The organism is Sphingobium sp. GW821-FHT02B05, from assembly GCF_059421905.1.
Genome location: NZ_JBWKVW010000002.1, coordinates 502,747 through 521,826, shown reverse-complemented (window position 1 = coordinate 521,826; position 19,080 = coordinate 502,747). Strand labels below are relative to the sequence as shown.

The following is a 19,080-nucleotide window of genomic DNA, read 5'->3' as shown; positions in this document are numbered from 1 at the left end:
GTCAGGCGCTTTTTCATTCGATCCTCTCCCTTGTTTTTCAGGCGTTTCTGAGCGGCTCCACGATCGCCGCTATATCGCGATGCCCTTCTCCGGCAGCATCGGCGTCCACGAAACGCTGCCGCGCCGCCTGTGCTATGGCAGAAGAGATGCCGACATCGGCGAGCGCCTGCGCGGCATAGCCCAGATCCTTGGCCATCAACGGCACCAGGAAATGGGGGGCATAGTCGCGGTCGAGCATCCGGCGGCCTACGGCCTTCACCATCGGACTGGCGGGTGCGCCGTCGAACAGGATGGACATGGCCTGTTCCACGTCAAGCCCGTGTTTTTCGAACAGGGCGATGGCTTCGGCGAGGCTGGCCGCCTGTACGCCGCACAGGAAGTTGTTGGCGAGCTTGACCGTGGCGGCGCTGCCTACCGGGCCGAGATGGACGATGGCACCGCCCATCGCCTCCAGCGCGGGGCGGGCGGCGGCGAGGGCGTCCGCCTCCCCACCGACCAGGAAACGCAATTGCCCTTGTGCCGCCTGATCGCGGCTGCCGGTGACGGGGGCTTCTATGAAACGGACGCCGTGCGTGACGGCTTCGCGTGCCAGTTCGAATACCCAGTCGCCGGTCAGGGTGCTGGATTCGACGGCGACCGCGCCCGGCTTCATCGCAGGCAGCACGCCCTCTTCTCCGGTCCAGATCGCGCGTGACACGCCATCATCGGCCAGCATCGCGACGACGATCTCCGCATCGGCGACGGCATCGGCGGGCGTTTCGGCAACGCGCGCACCCGCTTCGCCCAGCGCTTCGGCCTTTTCTCGGCTGCGATTCCACACCGCCACGTCGAATCCGGCGGCGAGCAATTGACGCGCCATGCCGGCCCCCATGATGCCCAGCCCCAGAACGGCCACTTTCCTGTTCATCATCCGATCACCTTGAAGCGCGAGAGAGCGGCCTCGTCGATTTCGAGGCCCAGACCAGGCAGGTTGTCGTCCAGATCGATATGGCCGTCCACCGCCTGTGGCTCACCCTTGAAGATGTACCAGAACAGCTCGTTGCCGACCTCCACATCGACCATCGGGAAATATTCGGCGATGGGGCTGTTCAGGCTGGCCATGACGACATGATAATTGTGCATCTGTCCGGCATGCGGGACGACGGGGATGGAATAGGCTTCGGCCAGCGCCTGAATCTTGCGAGCGGCGGTGATGCCGCCGACGCGATTGGTGTCGAACTGAAAATAATCGAGTGCCCTGGCCTCGATCATCTGGCGGAACCCATAGCTGGTAAATTCATGCTCGCCCGCCGCGATCGGCGTGGTCCCGAAGCGGCGCAACTCATGATAGCCGTTGATGTCGTCGGGGATGATGGCTTCCTCCAGCCAGCGCAGGTTGAAGGGTTCGATGAGGCGCATCATGCGTTTGGCATAGTCCAGGCTCCAGCCCATATAGGCGTCCGCCATTATGTCGATTTCCTCGCCCACCGTCTCGCGCACGGTACGGATCAGTTCGACATTGCGGGCCATGCCCTCCGCCCCGTCGATCGGCCCCCAGCCAAAGCGCAGTTTCATCGCCTTATAGCCCTGCGCCTTGTAGGCGGCGGCTTCGCGTGCCAGTTCCTCCAAGGGAATCGAATAGAGGCGGCTGGCATAGACCGGGATTTTCGCCTTTGTCCGGCCGCCCAGCAGGCGGAAGACCGGTTGCCTGGCCGATTTCCCCATCAAGTCCCAGATGGCGATGTCGAGCGCGGAGATGGCGACCAGCGCCACGCCCTTGCGCCCGAAGGCCATGGTCTTGCGATACATATGCTGCCAGAGAAACTCGCTGTCCCACGGATCCTGGCCGATCAGCAGGGGGCTGAGATACTGGTCGATCAACTGTTTGGTGACGAGTGGCGCCAGTGCGGCATTGCCGATGCCGACCAGCCCGGCGTCGGTGAAGATTTCGACGATCAGCCAGCCGTGGAAGGTGAAGGTCCCCATGGTCTCCGGCGACAGCATGGGCGACACCAGATCCATGGGATTGGTGCAGAAATGCGGTGGCAGGGGGACTGTGTCGCCTTCCCACTGGACGACGCGGGTGCGGATTTCGGTGATTTTCAAGGAACGGCCTTTCGAGTGAAGGTGAGTCGTGAAATGCGGGGAATGGACAGGCAGATCAGCGCGAAGGCGATCAGGTGCAGGGTCGCGGCCACGGTCAGGACCGGCGCGTAGCCGAAGCCGGCGTCGAGCGCCCAACCGGCCGCCTGTCCCATGACGATGCCACCAAAGGCGCCGCCCAGACCGACCAGGCCGGCCAGGCGACCGAGCGCGCTGCGTGGGGCGAGGTCGGTCGGGAGCGTCATGACGAGGGTGGACCAGCTTTGCTGACCGAAGAATGCCAGGCTGAAAATCGCGATGATCGCGACGATCGACCCGGTCGTGGGCGCGAGCATGACCCAGGGCATGCAAGCGGCACTGAGCCCCAGGGCGATTTTGCGCGCGGCATTGACCGACCGGCCGGCGGATAGAAGGCGGCTGGAGAGCCAGCCGCCGCACAGGCTGCCGACGCCCGATGCGGCATAGGGAATCCAGCCGATCGTCGCGGCCTGCTTCAGGTCGAAGCCGTGTGCTTCGAACAGATATTTGGGCAGCCAGAAGAGGTAGAAATACCAGGCGCCGTCGCTCAGGAATTTGGCGACGACCAGACCGCATACTTCGCGGCGGCCGAGCAGCATTGCGATCGTTGGAGCAGGGCCTTCCGCTTCGCGCATGTCTGTGGCGAGAGCCGAAGGCGTGCGATAGGTCAGGAACCACCAGAGCGCCCAGGCAAGGCCGAAACCGCCGGTGACGAAGAAGACCCAGCGCCAGCTCGACAGGCCGAACCAGTCGCCATAGGCGAGAATCCCCGCGATCAGCGGCGGCGCGACGACCGCGCCGACCGCCGTCCCGGCATTGACCAGGCCCATGGCAGCAGCACGACGTTCGGCGGGAAACCATTCGGCGATGGCACGGGTCGCGGCCGGAAAGCCGCCGCCTTCGCCCACGCCGAGGAGTAAACGGCTGACCACCAGCGCCGCTATGCCGCCCGCCAAGCCGTGGCTGGCGCAGGCGAGCGACCAGAAGATCATGATCGCCAGAAAGCCGCGCCGGGTGCCCACCCGATCCAGCAGCCAGCCGCCGCCCAGATACATAAGTCCATAAGTGGCGAGGAAGGCGGAATCGAGGAAAGCCTTGGTCTGGTTGCCGATCGGGATATCAGCCTCAATATATTTGATCGCCCAGGGCAGGGTCTGGCGATCGAGATAGCTGATGGCGATGGCGACGGCGATCGTCGCCGCGATCGCCCAGCGTCCTGCGTAAAGCCGCGTCCCTGCCTGTGTCATCGCCTCCATTTTTCGTCCTTACTGGCCGTCGAGGACGATGAGGGCGACACCCTGGCGCGGCAGGCGCAGGTCGATGCTGGCGGCGCCACGCTGGCCTTTGGCCACAGGCAGCGTTTCCGCGTGCATGACCGATGCGGCTTCCAGCTGTTTATACTGGTCCTGATCGGGGGACTGAGGCGATCCCATTTTTTGCCAGGCCGTAAAGGCGTTGGCATGATCGCCATCGACCCGCCACAGCTTCGCCTGCGCGGGCTTGCCCTTGATCCCGTTCAGGCTGAGCCTGATCTGGGCATCCGGCCCGGCGACATCATCGTCATGATAATGCCAGACGAGCAGCGCGACCTTGCCATCGGCGGTGCGGGTGGCGATGGAGCCGATGTCGGCATCCCCCTGAACACCATTTTTCATCAGGGCGTCGAGTGGCACCTGCGCCATGTTGGTGGTTGCCAGTTTCGTTTCGCCCAGTTGCGCAAACAGGCGGAAGACGTTCAGCACCGGCAGGTCCACGCCGTTGGTGGAAAGCTGGCGATAACCCGCGAACCAGGGCTGGTCCTCAAATTCGAAGGACCAGGACACGACGCCTTCCAGATTGATCTTCCGCCGTTCGGCCAGTTCCCAGATGCGTGCGAAGCTGGCGGCGGTGTAGCTGCTATACATGGTGCCGTTGCGATAGGCGTTGGCCGGTCCAGGACAGGCCGCGCACCCTTCAGGATCGCTTTCACCGATCACCACCGGCTTGTTGGCGAGCGAGGGGATCGACAGGACTTTGGTGAAGCCGCCATCGGTTTCGCGCAAATGGGTGGCGATGCCCATGCGGACATGGCCATCGACAAAGGTCGGTTTGCCCTTGGCATGAAAGGACAGGAAGTCAGTCGGGGTCCCGGTCTGGCCGGTTGCATAATTTTTGCCTGAGGAGACGTGCTTCAGGAAGCCGTCCATGAAGGTGCCGCCCGGCCCCGCGACATCCGGGCCGCCAACGCGCGCGGTCGGCAGGGCCTTGCGCACGGCGGCGATGGCATAATCGTGCAGCTTGTAGAATTCTTCGGGACTGGCGGTCCAGTAGAAGGGCGAGTTCGGCTCGTTCCAGACCTCGAAATACCATTTCTCGACCTCGGCCCGGCCATAGCGCTCGATATTGTGGAGCGTCCATTGATGGATCAATTCCGCCCATTTCTCGTAATCCTTGGGCGGATAGGTCCAGCCCGTGGCGATCAGATTATAGGCAAAGCCGGGGCGCCAGCTATGGCGATAGGGTGTGCCTGCCGGGGCGTTCGCCATCGCTTCGGGGGTGAAGCCGATCTGGAGATAGGGGCGGATGCCCTCCGCCAGATAGGCGTCGATGATTCCATCGACGATGGCCCAGTTATAGATCGGTTTGCCGTCCTTGGTTTCCGTATAGGCATTGGTGCTGCCCCATTTGAAGGCGGCGGTGCCGTCCCCGCTGCTGAGCAGATTATGGGCGCGGAAATAGACCTGGCCCTTTTTCAGTTCGCCCAGCTCCACGAGCAACTTTCGGCCGTCCTTCATCGTCGCATAATTGGGTTCGTCCGCGCCGAAGAAGCGCCAGACCGGCGGCAGCTTGCCCACCGCCTTGGCCGCATCCACGCTGATCGCGACCTGTCTTGGCGCCTGCGCCTGCGCCGTTGGCGGCAGCGCCATCAGCACGGACAGTGAAGCGATCACTTTGGAAATCGTCATATGGCATCCTCTCGACAGGAACATTAGAGCTTCGCCCGGAACCCGAGGGCAAATGTGCGCGTGTAGAGAACGGTATCGCGCGGGTAGAGGCCGGGGTCGTTGAACGATGTCTGGTAGAGATTTTTGAGTATGTTGGTCGCGTCGGCGACGATGGTGAAGTTGGGATTGATCTCATAAGAGAAGGACAGGTCAAGATTGCTGATCTGCCCGTTGGTGATGAAGTTGGGATTGACGCCGGTGAAATGCAGGCCGGCATTATAGGTGTCGCGCCAGACATAGGAGGCGCGGGCGGAGAAGCCGCCCTTTTCATAGATGAAGGTGCCGGTCGCGGAATATTTGGACACGTTCTGGAACGGGATGTCCATATAGCCGGTGACGCCGGGCAGGGGCGAGAGGGCCTTGTTCTTGCCATCGATATAGGTGCCGTTGGCGCTGATGCCGATGCCGTCCAGCCAGTTCGGCAATCCCTTGGGGAAGACAGTGACCCCCCCCTCAATCCCCTGCAACTTGCCCGATCCGGAATTTTCCGGCCGGGTGATCTGATAGACGCCATTATCGGCGCCCAGATAATCGATGTCGAAATTGCTGGTCACCGACTGGATGAAGCCGGTGACGTCCCGGCGGAAGACGGTGGCGGTGATCGAACTCGACCGGTCGATATACCATTCGAGCGACAGGTCGTAATTGTCAGACCGGATCGGTTTCAGGTCCGCATTGCCGCTGGTGCCGCGCCCGAAGGGCTGTTGCCCCGGCACGGGTGGGGTCAGCGTAAGCGCGGGATTGAGCTGGGCGAAGCTGGGCCGGGTGATCGTCTTGCTGGCGGCGAAGCGCAGGAACAGATTGTCCTTGAGCTTGTAGCGGAGCGCCAGGCTGGGGAGGATGTCCGTGCTCTTGTTCCGGATCGTGACGGGCGCGGTCGCACCGCGCAGCACCAGAAAGGCGTTGGACGTGATGTCGGTACGGATGACGCGCACGCCGATCTGGCCATCCAGGCGGCCCACTTCGACATTGGCCTGACCATAGCCTGCGTAATTCTTCTCTTCGATGTCGAAATGCTGCGTATCCTGAAAGGCCGGGTCGCCGGGGGCGAGGCCGAACAGCTGGCGCAGCGATCCGATATTGCCGAGCAGATAATCGGTGGTCGGCGTCGCCCACTGGCGCACGAACTGGCGGGTGCCGCTGTAGAAGTCGCCGGGCGTCACCGTCATCAGGCCAGGCAGGCTCGCAGCCTTGATGCTGTAGCATTTGACCGCGCCGGTCGCGGCGCAATTAATCGTCTGGGTGAAACTGTCCGATTTGGCGTCGCGCTTGCTGAGGCGGACGCCGGCGTCGAGGCCGGAGAAGATGAGGAAGGGCGTGCGGTAGGACAGGTCGCCGCGCCAGGCCAGTTCCTTGCCGTCGCCGATCGTCCGGGTGGTGGACAGGCGTGAAAGATAATAGCGCGACGGATCGGCAATGTCGTCATTGGGCAGGGTGAAATAAGGCGCGCCCGATCCATCGTTGAACACGGCGTCGGTGCGCGAGGCGATGAAGTCCACGTCCAGATTGTTGCCGACGTCGGTGGCTTTCGACCGGGTGTAGGAAAACTCCGTCGATGCCTTCCAGTCGCCGCTGGTCCAGTCGGCGCCCAGCGCGCCCTGCCAGCGATCCGCCTTATTCCGGTAGGCGCCGCCGAAATTGGCGACACGGCCATTGGCGATGCTGAGCGACTGGACCAGCTTTGTATCGTCCACGAACACTAGCGGCGACAGCAAAGCACCGTTCATCGACGTGAAATTCTGGTTGCTGTTGCCGCGTTCGCGATAGCCGTAGAACAGGCCGTCGGCGTGGATCGTCAGCCGATCATCCGGTGCCCATTGCAGCGTGGCGTTCACCGCCGGGCGGGTGCGGGTGCCGATCCGGTCGAAGGCGCCGATGACGTCAGTGCGAAACACCTTCGGATCGGTCGGATTGGTGCCGCGTGGGTCCAGCGGGACGCCGGGCGTATATGGCGCGCGGCTATTGTCGAGATTATAGCCGAAATAGCCGCCGCTATAGATGGTTTCGTCGCGATAGCGGGTCTTGTGGTAGGAGACGCTGACAAGCGCCCCGATTTCACCGATTCCGGTGGACCAGCGGTTGCTGATCAGCGCGCTGGCATAGGGGTCTATCGTGTCGGGTTGTTCGCTATAGACTTCGCGGCCCGCCAGCGCGAATTCGAATCCCTTGAAGTCGAAAGGCCGTCGGGTGCGGACGTTGATGAGGCCGGCGATGCCACCTTCCAGCTGATCGGCGGAACGCGACTTATAGACATCCACGCCCGCGACGAGGTCGGCCGGAACGTCCGCCAGAGACAGCGAGCGGCCGGTGGTGCTGAAGATGTTGCGGCCGTTGACCAGCGTGACCACGTCGGGGAGGCCGCGGATCAGCACGGTGGCGGATTCGCCGCGCGCACGGGGCGACACCTGGATGCCGGGTACGCGCTGGAGCGCTTCCACGACATTGTTGTCGGGCAGCTTGCCGATATCCTCCGCAACGACCGAGTCGACCAGTTGCTGGGCATTGCGCTTGATATTCTGCGCCGACGACAGGCTGGCACGCATGCCGGTGACGATGATGTCGCCATTGCTCACATCCTTGGCGCCCTGATCGCCGCCGTCCTGGGCGAAGGCCGATTGCGCCGTCAGCAGCGCGAACAGCGAGATGGACAGCTTTATTCCATTTCTCATCCTATATCCCCTCCGAGTCATTTTTATTTCTCATACTAGATTACGAAAGTTTGCCACCTATTCAAGCGATAATTTGACGGAGTAATGAGATTGGGCGTCGTGTTGGCTATTTTCCTCATACCAATTTCTCGAAATTGGCGGGATCGGGCTTGACGACCGAAGCGACAAGGCGGACGAAGACGGCATGATGCAGGCAGACGATCACCCACTTTCCCGCCCGGCCAGCCCGGCGCCACGGGCCGTGCATGACCGGATCGCTCATGATCTTGGCATAGCGATTGTCGGCGGCCGCTATCAGCCGGGCGACATATTGCCGGGGGAGGAGCGTTATAGCGCGGAACAGGGTGTATCGCGGACCGCCTATCGGGAGGCCGTTCGCGTCTTATCCGCCAAGGGGCTGGTCTATAGCCGAACCAAGAGCGGCACCCGCATCACCGACAGGCTGCGGTGGAACATGCTGGATCTGGACGTACTCGCCTGGATGTTCGAGGCTGGTCCAACTGCCGAATTTCTGCGCGATATTTTCGAACTGCGTATCGTCGTGGAGCCAGCGGCCGCACAGTTTGCGGCCTTGCGGCGGGATGGGCAGGATATATCCCGCATGGGCCACGCCCTGGAGGAAATGCGTCGTTTCGGCCTGCAAACGTCGGAGGGACGCGCTGCCGATCAAAGTTTCCACCGGCTGATCCTGCATGCGACACGTAACGAATCGCTCATCACGCTGGCCACATCCGTTACCGCGGTGGTCGCCTGGACCACCCGCTTCGCACGCGACGAGCGCAGGGAATCCCGCGATCCCATGCCCGATCATGACGCTGTATTCGATGCGATCATGCGCGGCGAAGCCGAGGAAGCCCGGCTGAAGATGCTGGCGTTGATCCGTAACGCATCGGCCGATGCTGGCATGTTGTGAGCGTTGCCAGTCTATTTCTCATACTAGATTTGACACGGTCATCGCATCGACGTCCGCCCGGCTTGCAGTTCCGCTCGTCCTGACCATCGCGCATCTGTCATGAGGTACCCCGTCAGCTATCGAGGCCCCGGATCTTGCGCAGGTCGATGCCGAGCCGGCGCACCCGGTAGTAGAAGGTTTTGCGGGGCAGGCCCAGGCGCGTGATGGCCTGGCCCATATCTCCCCCCGTTGCCTGGATCGCCTCGATGATGGCCATGCGTTCAAATGCGTCCATGCGCGCGTCGAGCGGCAGCGAGGCAACATCGCTTGCAGGCTCTTGCTCCAGCCCCAATGCCAGCCGTTCGGCCAGGCGCCCCAACTCATGGACATTGCCGGGCCAGTCATGATCGAGCAGATGGGCGAGCACGGCACGGCTCACCGGCGGGACCGTACGGCGGAAACGCCGGGCGGCGGCATCGAGCAGATGGGCGAAGATCAGCGGAATATCCTCCCGCCGTTCGCGCAGCGGCGGGATGTGCAGCCGCACTGCCGCCAGTCGATACAGCAGCGCCGGCTGGATGGTCATGGCCTCACCTGCGCCCGTCATGCAGCCGATCACGCGCAGATCGACCGGTTGTGGTTCACGCGCGCCGATGGGGCGGACCAGCCGGTCTTCAAGGAACTGGATCAAATGCGCCTGGAGCGCAGCCCCAGACTGATCGACATCGTCGAGGAACAACGTGCCCTGATGCGCGCGGGTGAGCCGGCCTTCCAGGGGCACGCGCCCGACCAGGCTTTCGCCATGCAGGCTGGTTTCGGCAATGGTGTCGGGTATGGCGGCGCAGGCGACGCTCACGAAAGGCGCACTGGCGCGACGGCTGCGCTGGTGGATCATGCGCGCGATCAACTCCTTGCCCGTGCCGGTCTCGCCTTCGACCACTATGTCGATATGGGTGTCGGCCAATGTCGCGATCATGTCGCGCAGGCGCTCGATCGCTGGGGAGTGACCAATGAGCGGCGACGGGACGGGCGCATCGACCATCGCGCGCAGTCGCCGATTTTCGATGACGAGCAGCCGCTTTTCGCTCGCACGCCCGACCGATGCCACCAGCGCGTCGGGGTCGAACGGCTTGGTAAGGAAGTCCCAGGCGCCGGCTTTCAGCGCATCCACCGCCATCGGCACGTCGCCATGGCCCGTCACGAGGATCACCGGCAATTCCGCGTCGCGGGCGTGGAGCGTGCGGAACAGGTCGACACCGGACATGTGCGGCATGCGCACGTCGCTGACCACCACGCCGGCAAAATCGGTTTCGAGTGCATCCAGCAGGTCGGCGGCCCTGGCAAAGGCGCTGACCTGATAGCCCGCCAGGGTCAGCGTTTGGGCCATGGCGACGCGCAGATCATCATCATCGTCGACCAGGGCGACCGCACGCGGAGGCATATCGTTCATGCGCGCTGCAAGCTCAGTTGAAAATGGGCGCCCGTGTCGCTGGGGACAAGGCGCAACGATCCCCCCATATCGGTCATGATGTCACTGGCGATGACAAGGCCTAGCCCCAGTCCCGACGGGCGGCTGGTGACGAACGGGGTGAAGAGTTGATCCTGTACCGACGGATCTATACCCGGCCCATTATCGATCAGCGACAGCGATACGGTGTCTGCATCGGACGCGATGGACAGGCGGATGACCGGCGTGGCCGCGTCTTCCAGCGCTTCGAGCGCATTTTGCAGCAGATTGACGAGCACCTGCTCCAGTCGGATCGTATCGGCCATAACGCGCAGACCGTCCGGTATATCGGGCAATTGCAATTCGACCCGCGCCAGCCGCGACTTAAGGATCAGCAGACTGCCCTCGATCGGTGCGGATAGTGGTATGGCGTCGATCGCCCCTGTCGCCTTGCGGGAAAAGCCACGCAGTTCAGCCGTGACCTTGCCTATCCGATCGGTCAGACGCTCGATCGCTGCCATATTCTCGACCGCAGTTTGAATCTCGCCGCGTTCGATAAGCAAGCGGCCATTGGCGGCATAGTTGCGGATGGCCGCAACCGGCTGCGCCGTCTCATGGGCGATGCCGGCGGTAATCTGACCCAGCGAGGCGAGCCGGTTGGCCTGACGCAAACCTTCGCGCAACGTGTCGGCGCGCGTCTCGCTGGCGGCGCGCTCTTCCATCTCGCGGCGCAATGCGTGTGTGCGGGCCGTGACCATCGCTTCCAATTCGCTGGTACGGGCAGCAGTCATGGCGGCTCGCTCCGCGCGCCGATGGGCACGTTCGCGCAAGATCCAGATGCCGCCCGCCATCAGCAGCAACAGTAGAAGGGTTGCCAACCGCACCGTGCGCACGATGCTTTCCACGCCTTGCAACGGGGTCAGCATGTTGAGTTGCCAGCCCGGCTCGCCTGCCGGAACGGCCTGCCACAACAGGCGGCGGTGCGGATCGTCGCCGGGGCTTACGATCTGCCGACCGTCGGCATCGCTAATGCCCTGAAGCGGTACGGGCAGCAGAGATCCGCGGCCGGACTGCAATTCGGCGCGGAACCGTTGCTTGGCCTGGGCAGAAAGCGGGTGGATGGTCGTGAAGCGCCAGTCGGGTCGGCTGGTGATGAGGATGATACCCTCTCGACTGGTGATGAAGGTGATTTCGCTCAGCCGCGCCCATTGCTGCTCGATCCCGTCAAACTCCAGCTTGACCACGACATAGCCGCCGCCGCGCGAACGCCGCGACAGATACATGCCAGGCCGATCGCTGATCGTGCCCAACGCGAATTGCGCACCCGATCCATGAGCGGCGGCAAGCTTGAAATAGTTGCGAAAGGAATAGTCCTGGCCGACAAAGCTGCGTTCGCTGCCCCAGTTGCTTGATGCGACGGTTTGGCCGGCTGCGTCGAGAACATAGATTTGCGCCGCGCCCGTAGTGCGGGCCAGCGTCTCCAGCTTGCGGTCCAATGCCTGTAATGCGGCCCGCGATCCGGTGAGACCTGCGAGCAGGTCGCTATCATCGGACAGGGCGATGGGTAGCAGGCGGAACCGTTCGATCTCGCTCTTCAGATAAGCCTGGCGCAGGATTGCCGCCCCTCGCGTCTCAGCGCTCAGCCGGGCGATGGCGTTGCGCTCGGCGATCGCGCCCGACAGCCACATAATGCCGCCACCCACGCACAAAAAAAGGGTGATCCACAAGATACGAGTCGGGAAGCGGCCGCCGTGCATATGGCTGCTTAGCGCATCGGGCGGGCGTGTGCAATTTTCTGCACATACATATTTTCGAACGGGCAATAATATGCACTGGTTAGCGCGGCGATCTACGAGAGGTTAGCGTTATATAGCTGAAATATAGTGATAAAATTAGATTTCATGACAATTTGTCCGCCCCTCACGATCGCTGGATAATGCGCACCTCAATTCCCGACCCGTCCGATAAAGAAGGCGGGCAGGCTTTTGGCGAGGGCCAGAAAGACTTGTCATGCAGCTATCCTCCCTATCTCACGCGCCCACCGTTCGGCGCCCCTGGTATCTCCATCTCTATGCGCAGGTGTTGCTGGCGATCGTCGCCGGCGTAGCGCTCGGTCATTTCGCGCCCGATCTGGGCGAGGCGATGAAGCCGGTTGGCGACGCCTTCATCAAAGCGGTAAAAATGGTCATCGCGCCGGTGATCTTCCTGACGATCGTCACCGGCATTGCAGGGATGCGCGACATTGCGAGCGTCGGCAGGGTTGCGGGCAAGGCCTTTGCCTATTTCCTCTTCTTTTCCACGCTGGCGCTGGCGGTCGGCATGATCGTCGCGAATGTCGTGCGGCCGGGCGCCGGCCTCAACATCGATCCCGCGACGCTCGATGCCAGCAAAGTCAGCGAATATGCGGAAAAGGCGCATGACAGCACGCTGACTGGTTTCCTGACCGGCATCATTCCCGACAGTTTCCTGTCCGCCTTCGTCAGCGGCAATATTCTTCAGGTGCTGTTCGTCGCGATCCTTTTCGGCGTCGCGCTGGCACTGATCGGCGATCGCGGCGCGCGCGTGCTCGACCTGCTGGACGAGGTCTCGACCGCGATATTCAAACTGGTGGCCATCGTCATGAAGGCGGCACCCATCGGCGCGTTCGGCGCCATGGCCTTCACCATCGGCAAATATGGCGTGGGCACGCTGGCGAACCTCGCCTTCCTCGTGGGGACCTTCTACCTGACTTCGGCATTGTTCGTGTTCGTGATCCTGGGCGTGGTCGCGCGGATGGCGGGCTTCTCGATCTTCGGCCTGATCCGTTACCTCAAGACCGAATTGCTGCTGGTGCTCGGCACCTCCTCGTCGGAAAGCGCGCTTCCTGCGCTCATCGAGAAGATGGAAGGTGCAGGCTGCCCCAAGTCGATCGTCGGCCTGGTGGTGCCCACCGGCTACAGCTTCAACCTGGATGGTACCAATATCTACATGACGCTGGCTGCGCTGTTCATTGCGCAGGCTACCGGCATCGATTTGCCTCTGGGAGATCAGATCCTGCTCCTGGGCGTGGCCATGCTGTCGTCCAAGGGTGCAGCAGGCGTGACCGGGGCGGGATTTATCACGTTGGCGGCGACCCTCTCCATCGTCCCCTCCGTGCCCGTCGCCGGCATGGCCCTTATTCTAGGCGTCGATCGCTTCATGAGCGAATGTCGCAGCCTCACCAATTTCATCGGCAATGCCGTGGCCACGATCGTCGTATCGCGCTGGGAAGGGAAGCTGGACCCGGACAAATTGCAGGCCGCGATGCGGGGCGAGGTAGGGACATCAATCCCGGTCGCGCCTGCGCTGCCCAAAGCCGTACCGGCGGAATGAGGCGCAGCCATCATGGTTCTTTTTCCTTGCGCGGCCGCGCGCCGCCCCGCCATCTTTTCCGCTCTTACTCTCGCAATCCTAACCGCCGGTCCCGCATGGGCGGACGCCATGCCGGCTGAACCTGCCAGCCTCTATCCCGCCGATGCCGTCGGCGACGGCGCAGTGTCGGGCGGCTATGCCCTGTCGCGCTGGACGGAGGACTGGCGCGACAAGGCCGATCCCGAACAGCGAGACGACCTGTTCGATCGCCTCAAATATCTGCCGCTTGACAGCGACGGCGACATCTATGTGACGCTGAGTGGCGAAGCGCGGGTGCGGGTCAATTACACCAGCAACCTCAACCTGCGAAATGCGGGCAGCCAACGGCAGGATATCAACCGGCTGGTGGGCGGCGCCGACCTGCATGTGGGGCCGCATTTGCGCTTTTATGGAGAGATTGCCCATGGCGGCATCGCCGGCGACAATATCGGATCGCCTTCGGGATCGCTGCGCAACGATCTGGTGCTGCTTCAGTCCTTTGCCGAACTGCGGGGCAGGGTCGCGGGCATGGACCTTGGGCTGCGTTACGGGCGACAGGAATTTACCGACGGCGCCAACCTGCTGACGTCGCAGCGCGACAACAACACGATCCGCTATGCGCTGAACGGCGTGCGCGCCTGGGCCCGAACGGGATCGCTGCGCATCGACGCCTTCGATTTCAAGCCGACCGCGCTGGGCAATGGTGGCACCGGCGACGACGATGTCGAGCAGGGACGGCGCTTTTCCGGCTTTACGGCCGGCATCCGCATTCCCCAGGCGGCGCTGGGTGGCTCCAAACTCTATCTCGATCCTTTTTTCTGGCGGCTGCGTACCAGCGAGGCGCTTTGGGGCGGGGTTTCCGGCCGGGTCGAGCGCTTCTATGCCGGCGCGCGCCTGTGGGGCGAGGCTGGACCGTTCAATGTCGACTGGACCGTCAACCACCAGTTCGGCCATTTCGACGCTCGCGACATCAGCGCGTGGCAGCTTTTCTTCAACCAGAGCTATAAATTGCCAGGCAAGCTGCCGATGGCGCCGCGCATCGGCTTCCATGCCGACTATGCGAGCGGCGGCGGTACCTTCTCGGGGGGCACGCTCAAGGCGGCTTACGCCCCCTTCGGCAATAATATCTATTATAGCTACCAACTGTGCATGACGCCGACCAACCTCAAAACGCTGGCGCCCAGTTTGACCCTGTCGCCGTTCAAGAGGGTAAAGGCGACGATGGAATATCAGTTCGCCTGGCGCGCCGACGATCAGGATGCGGTCTATCGCGCCAACAAGTCGATTTTCGCAGGAACGCAATCCGTACCCGGTCACAAGATCGGGGAATCGATCCGCGCGCAGATCGCCTGGTCGATCACGCCGCGCCTGTCCTTCGTCGGGCGGTACGAACATCTGGATGCAGGGCCGGTGCTCAGCCGTGCCGGCTACGGCAACAGCGATTATCTGGCCGGCTGGTTGAGCTTTCGGTTCTGAAGGTGAATGGGGTGGTGCATATGACCTGACGGACAAGATTGGCGAACGCGCATCCGGTCGCCCGGCCCCCTTTCCACGCAGTTTCGGAACCCAAGATCATGACATCCTCCTCCAGTCCGGCACCAACCCACCGCCGGTCCCTGCTCAAGAAGATACTTCTCGCCCTTGCCATCGCGATCCTGCTGCTGGCAATCGCCGCCACGGCCTATCTTTTCCGCCCGATGGCTTCCCCGGCCGGGAAGGCAGCAGCCAATGACAAGCCGGTGGACGTGCTGGTAATCGGTGGTGGCATCATGGGCGTAACGCTGGCCACCTACCTCCAGGAGATGGAGCCAAATTGGCGGATCGATATCTACGAGCGGATGGATAAGGTCGCTCAGGAAAGTTCCAACGGCTGGAATAATGCAGGGACCGGCCATTCGGGCTTTGCCGAGCTGAATTATACGCCGGAAAAGGACGATGGATCGATCGCGACCGAAAAGGCCGTCGATATCGCCGAGCAGTTCGAGATTGCGCGCCAGTTCTGGTCGCATGAAGTGAAGTTGGGGCGGCTGCCCAGGCCGACCGATTTCATCAATGCCACCCCGCATATGAGCTTCGTCTGGGGCGACGACAATATCGCCTATCTGCACAAGCGGCGCGATGCGCTGGTCAAGAACCCGCTCTTCTACGGCATGCAATATTCGCAGGATCCCGCGCAAATCCGCCGTTGGGCGCCGCTGGTGATGGAAGGGCGCGATCCAAGGCAGAAGGTGGCGGCAACCTTCATGCCGATCGGCACCGACGTCAATTTCGGCGTTATCACGACCCAGTTGACCAATGCACTGGCCCGCAACGCCAATTTTCACCTGGCACTGGGCCAGGAAGTGCGCGGCCTGCACCAGAATACGGACAAGACATGGAACGTCACCGTCCATGACCTGAAAAAGAACAGCGATACTGTGGTCAAGGCCAGGTTCGTTTTCATCGGCGCAGGTGGCGCCTCGCTCAAACTGCTGCAAATGTCGGGCATTCCGGAATCGAAAAACTATGCCGGCTTCCCGGTTGGCGGCCAGTTCCTGGCGTTTGAGGGGCCTGCCGCCACAGGCCGCCACAATGTAAAGGTCTATGGGAAGGCCGAGGCCGGTTCGCCGCCCATGTCGGTGCCGCATCTGGATGCGCGCAAGCTGGACGGAAAATCGGTGACCCTGTTTGGTCCTTTCGCGCTCCAAAGCACGAAGTTCCTGAAAAATGGCTCGCCGCTCGACCTGTTCGCATCGGTTTACAAAAATAACGTCGGCGGCATGTTGAAGGTCGGCGCGGAAAATCTGGATCTGGTTCGCTATCTGGCGCAGCAGGCGACGCTGACCGACGCGCAGCGGCAGGCCGAACTCGTCAAATATTATCCCAACGCGAAGCGCGGCGACTGGAAGCTGATCACTGCGGGCCAACGTGTGCAGGTGATCAAATATGATCCAAAGAAGGGGACCGTCTTGCAGTTCGGTACGGAAATCGTCACCGACAAGGATGCCAGCATCGCGGCCTTGCTGGGCGCTTCTCCGGGCGCTTCGACTTCGCCAGCGATCATGCTGGACGTAATGCGCCGCGCCTTTCCGCAACAAATGGCGACCAGCTGGAAGCCGAAGGTGGCGGCGATGGTCCCCTCCTATGGCCAGAAGCTCAACCAAAGCCCGGACCTCACCAACCGTATCCGTCGCATGACCAGCCAGACGTTGGGCCTGCCTTATGTCGAGGTGCCCAAGACGCTCAGCGGCGGCAACTCCGATGACGAACCGAAGATGTCGGGAAAGCGCAATCTGAACCAGGAACAGCAGGCGCTGTAATGCTGGTCGAAGATATGTTCAGGCACCAACGCCCAGCGCATATATGAATAGAAAATGCCGGCCGGATCATATGATCCGGCCGGCATTTTCATATCGAGATCGACCGGATCAATCCGTGACGGTGGCGGTCTTTTCCGGCGTGGCAAAGGGGCCACCCTTCACCGCTGGTGCGCCCTTCAGATAATGGGCGAGCCAGCCCTGTACCTCATGATAAAATTGGCGGCTGTCTTCAGGCTTGGTGATCCAATGCCAGGCGTCGGGGAAGATGAGCAGGCGGCTGGGCACCTGCATCCGTTGAAGCGTCGACCAGGTTTCCAGCGTGTTCGACATCGGCACGCGATAGTCGCGCTCGCCGGCCGTCAGCAGCATCGGCGTCTTCCAGTCCTTGGCATAGGTGATCGGGCTTTGATCGCGCCACACCTTGCTGTCGCCCCAGGGCGGACCGCCGCTCGCCACTTCGCGTCCATAGTTGAAGTCGCTGGTGCCCCATTGGGTCAACAGATCGACTTCGCCAGCATGGCTGACGATACATTTATAGCGGGTGGTCGTGGCTTCCATCCAATTGGCCAGATGCCCGCCATAGCTGGCTCCGCCGATGCAGGCGTTGCTGGTGTCGATGAAACGGAAGCGCTTGCCCGCCTCATCCACGGCCCGGTTGATCTCCTCGGCCGGGCCGCGCAGCGGGTCCAGCTTGATCGCGCGGGAGAAGGCCTCGCCATAGCCGGTCGATCCGGTATAATCGGTCATCAATACGACGTAACCCGCGCTGGCGAGCAAATGATAATTCCAGCGCAGGCCGATCTGGTCGGCATTGGACGATGCCGGGCCGCCATGCATCAGCACCATCAGCGGATAGGACTTGGCCGGGTCGAACGCAGGTGGCGTAACGATCATATTATGGATGCGCCGTCCCTTGTCGCTGGTAAACCAGAAATGCTGGGGGCTGGACCAGTCGATCGTCGCGGCAAGCGCCGTGTTGACGTTGGTCAGGTTGCTATGGCGTCCCGTCCTGGGATCTATGCGCACGATTTCAGCCGGGTTTACCGCGCTGCCATAGCTGGCGATCAGCTCGGTGGATTTTGCGTCGGATGGAATGTCGATCGCGCTATAGCCGCCGACCTTGGGGGCGACCACCAATTCGGGTTTGCCGCCAGCAACGGGGAGGCGGTATAGATTTTCCATGCCCGCGTCCGGCACCGTCAGATAGAGGGTGCGGCTGTCAGGCGTCACGGCATAACCGTCCACTTCGCGATCGAACGCGCCGGTGAGAAGCGTCGCGGCCCCGCCGGCCGGCCAGGCGATGCGATGCAGCCGCGCCAGGTCATAGACGTCATCGCCCTGGCTGTTGAACTTGACGATCAGGCTTTTGCCGTCGGGCGTGAATTTGGGATCGCCATATTCGCCCGCAACCGGCGTGGCCAGCGTCGGTTCGCCGCCGTCGGTCGGCATCCGGTACAGGCCGTAATTGACCCGCGCATGGGCAGCATCCCATCGCTGCGTGGTGGCGATGAACAGGATTTCCCTGCCATCCGGGCTCCATAGGGGGGACAGGGTCGCGCCGCCGTCATTTTGCGGGCTGCCGCCAAAGCCCTCTGCTTGCCCCAACTTCGTCGTGGAGATCATGTCGCGCGCCACGGCGCCTTCGGCCAGCGGTTGCACCCAAAGGCTGGGCCGGCGATCGTCCAGCCAGTCGTTCCAGTAGCGGATCGGGAAATGTTCATAGACGCGCATGGAAAATTTGCGCGCCTTGCGTTCTTCCGCCGCCTTCTTGTTGGTCGCAGCGTCGATCGCGCCGGGATAGACGAGGCTTTCGAACAATATCGCCTGTCCGTCCGGGCGCCATTGCGGCCGCGCGGCACCAGTCGGCACATCGGTCGCGCGCCGGGCTTCGCCGCCTGCCAGGTCGAGAATGTAGATCTGCGCGACATCGTCGCCTTCGCGCTTGGCCGAAAAGGCGATGCGGCGGCTGTCGGGCGCCCATGCCGGATCGCTTTCCCCCGCCTTGGTCGATGTCAGCCGGCGGGGCTTCGCGCTGCCGTCGGCCGGGACGATCCACAGGTCGCTGACCGATCCGTCTTTCGCATAGGACGGCTCATTGAGCGCATAGACGACCCATTTGCCGTCCGGGCTGGTCAGCGGCGCGCCGACACGCTTCATCATCCACAGCGTTTCATGCGTCAGCACCTGCTTGGGCTGGGCGAGCGCCGGCGCGGCCAGGCCAGCGACCATTGCCGCAGACATTAGAAGACGTGCAATCTTTCCCATATTCGACCCTGTTCCTTTGTGCCGGTGCGACGTTCAGCCGCCGCGCCGTTTGATT

Annotated in this window: 13 protein-coding genes; 4 read left to right on the top strand and 9 right to left on the bottom strand. The window is 62.5% G+C overall.

The window, feature by feature from the left end; genetic code table 11:
- Positions 1-37: 37 nt before the first annotated feature.
- From AC07UX_RS11955 to AC07UX_RS11930, 6 genes are all read right to left on the bottom strand, one after another.
- The gene (locus AC07UX_RS11955) at positions 38-910 is read right to left on the bottom strand and encodes an NAD(P)-dependent oxidoreductase (RefSeq protein WP_495192220.1); all 873 of its coding nucleotides are present in this window, start codon (positions 908-910) and stop codon (positions 38-40) included.
- Entirely contained in the window at positions 907-2,085 is a 1,179-nt protein-coding gene (locus tag AC07UX_RS11950; RefSeq protein WP_495192219.1) for an L-rhamnonate dehydratase, read from the bottom strand. The genes AC07UX_RS11955 and AC07UX_RS11950 overlap by 4 nt, the downstream gene beginning before the upstream one ends.
- Entirely contained in the window at positions 2,082-3,356 is a 1,275-nt protein-coding gene (locus AC07UX_RS11945; protein WP_495192218.1) for an MFS transporter, read from the bottom strand. Before AC07UX_RS11945 ends, AC07UX_RS11950 begins: the two co-directional genes overlap by 4 nt.
- 9 nt (positions 3,357-3,365) lie before the next feature.
- Positions 3,366-5,045 carry a GH39 family glycosyl hydrolase gene (locus tag AC07UX_RS11940; RefSeq protein ID WP_495192217.1) on the bottom strand — a complete coding sequence of 560 codons (1,680 nt, stop codon included), beginning with the start codon at positions 5,043-5,045 and terminating at the stop codon, positions 3,366-3,368.
- A 23-nt stretch (positions 5,046-5,068) separates the two neighbouring features.
- Positions 5,069-7,753 carry a TonB-dependent receptor gene (locus tag AC07UX_RS11935; RefSeq protein ID WP_495192216.1) on the bottom strand — a complete coding sequence of 895 codons (2,685 nt, stop codon included), beginning with the start codon at positions 7,751-7,753 and terminating at the stop codon, positions 5,069-5,071.
- A gap of 115 nt (positions 7,754-7,868) precedes the next feature.
- Positions 7,869-8,015 (bottom strand): hypothetical protein, encoded by a 147-nt coding sequence (locus AC07UX_RS11930; RefSeq protein WP_495192215.1) that lies wholly within the window; start codon positions 8,013-8,015, stop codon positions 7,869-7,871.
- Here AC07UX_RS11930 and AC07UX_RS11925 point away from each other — a divergent pair.
- Complete coding sequence (locus AC07UX_RS11925; protein WP_495192214.1) at positions 7,995-8,666, top strand: FadR/GntR family transcriptional regulator; 672 nt, start codon at positions 7,995-7,997, stop codon at positions 8,664-8,666. The two genes, AC07UX_RS11930 and AC07UX_RS11925, sit on opposite strands and share 21 nt — an antisense overlap.
- Before the next feature lie 112 nt (positions 8,667-8,778).
- Here AC07UX_RS11925 and AC07UX_RS11920 read toward each other — a convergent pair whose 3' ends face one another.
- Together AC07UX_RS11920 and AC07UX_RS11915 are read right to left on the bottom strand one after the other, a co-directional pair.
- Positions 8,779-10,095: a sigma-54-dependent transcriptional regulator gene (locus AC07UX_RS11920; protein WP_495192213.1), complete on the bottom strand. Its 1,317-nt coding sequence runs from the start codon at positions 10,093-10,095 to the stop codon at positions 8,779-8,781.
- Complete coding sequence (locus AC07UX_RS11915) at positions 10,092-11,849, bottom strand: sensor histidine kinase (RefSeq protein WP_495192212.1); 1,758 nt, start codon at positions 11,847-11,849, stop codon at positions 10,092-10,094. The genes AC07UX_RS11920 and AC07UX_RS11915 overlap by 4 nt, the downstream gene beginning before the upstream one ends.
- Before the next feature lie 253 nt (positions 11,850-12,102).
- On the opposite strand from AC07UX_RS11915, the gene AC07UX_RS11910 reads away from it, so the two are divergent.
- From AC07UX_RS11910 to mqo, 3 genes are all read left to right on the top strand, one after another.
- On the top strand, positions 12,103-13,443 hold the full coding sequence (locus AC07UX_RS11910) for a dicarboxylate/amino acid:cation symporter (RefSeq protein ID WP_495192211.1): 1,341 nt from the start codon (positions 12,103-12,105) through the stop codon (positions 13,441-13,443).
- A gap of 12 nt (positions 13,444-13,455) precedes the next feature.
- A complete protein-coding gene (locus AC07UX_RS11905; RefSeq protein WP_495192210.1) occupies positions 13,456-14,937 on the top strand; it encodes an alginate export family protein in 1,482 nt (493 codons plus the stop codon).
- 98 nt (positions 14,938-15,035) lie between these two features.
- The gene (gene mqo, locus AC07UX_RS11900) at positions 15,036-16,760 is read left to right on the top strand and encodes a malate dehydrogenase (quinone) (protein ID WP_495192209.1); all 1,725 of its coding nucleotides are present in this window, start codon (positions 15,036-15,038) and stop codon (positions 16,758-16,760) included.
- Between the two features lie 108 nt (positions 16,761-16,868).
- On the opposite strand, the gene AC07UX_RS11895 is transcribed toward mqo, so the two are convergent.
- Positions 16,869-19,025: a dipeptidyl-peptidase 5 gene (locus AC07UX_RS11895; RefSeq protein ID WP_495192208.1), complete on the bottom strand. Its 2,157-nt coding sequence runs from the start codon at positions 19,023-19,025 to the stop codon at positions 16,869-16,871.
- Positions 19,026-19,080: the final 55 nt, after the last annotated feature.

What these genes read in the sequence shown, in the direction of transcription:
- AC07UX_RS11930 (WP_495192215.1), bottom strand. Translation starts at nt 8,015, where the DNA reads ATGAGCGATCCGGTCATGCACGGCCCGTGGCGCCGGGCTGGCCGGGCG.
- AC07UX_RS11910 (WP_495192211.1), top strand. Translation starts at nt 12,103, where the DNA reads ATGCAGCTATCCTCCCTATCTCACGCGCCCACCGTTCGGCGCCCCTGG.
- AC07UX_RS11920 (WP_495192213.1), bottom strand. Translation starts at nt 10,095, where the DNA reads ATGAACGATATGCCTCCGCGTGCGGTCGCCCTGGTCGACGATGATGAT.
- AC07UX_RS11905 (WP_495192210.1), top strand. Translation starts at nt 13,456, where the DNA reads ATGGTTCTTTTTCCTTGCGCGGCCGCGCGCCGCCCCGCCATCTTTTCC.
- AC07UX_RS11940 (WP_495192217.1), bottom strand. Translation starts at nt 5,045, where the DNA reads ATGACGATTTCCAAAGTGATCGCTTCACTGTCCGTGCTGATGGCGCTG.
- AC07UX_RS11915 (WP_495192212.1), bottom strand. Translation starts at nt 11,849, where the DNA reads ATGCACGGCGGCCGCTTCCCGACTCGTATCTTGTGGATCACCCTTTTT.
- AC07UX_RS11895 (WP_495192208.1), bottom strand. Translation starts at nt 19,025, where the DNA reads ATGGGAAAGATTGCACGTCTTCTAATGTCTGCGGCAATGGTCGCTGGC.
- AC07UX_RS11955 (WP_495192220.1), bottom strand. Translation starts at nt 910, where the DNA reads ATGATGAACAGGAAAGTGGCCGTTCTGGGGCTGGGCATCATGGGGGCC.
- mqo (WP_495192209.1), top strand. Translation starts at nt 15,036, where the DNA reads ATGACATCCTCCTCCAGTCCGGCACCAACCCACCGCCGGTCCCTGCTC.
- AC07UX_RS11945 (WP_495192218.1), bottom strand. Translation starts at nt 3,356, where the DNA reads ATGGAGGCGATGACACAGGCAGGGACGCGGCTTTACGCAGGACGCTGG.
- AC07UX_RS11935 (WP_495192216.1), bottom strand. Translation starts at nt 7,753, where the DNA reads ATGAGAAATGGAATAAAGCTGTCCATCTCGCTGTTCGCGCTGCTGACG.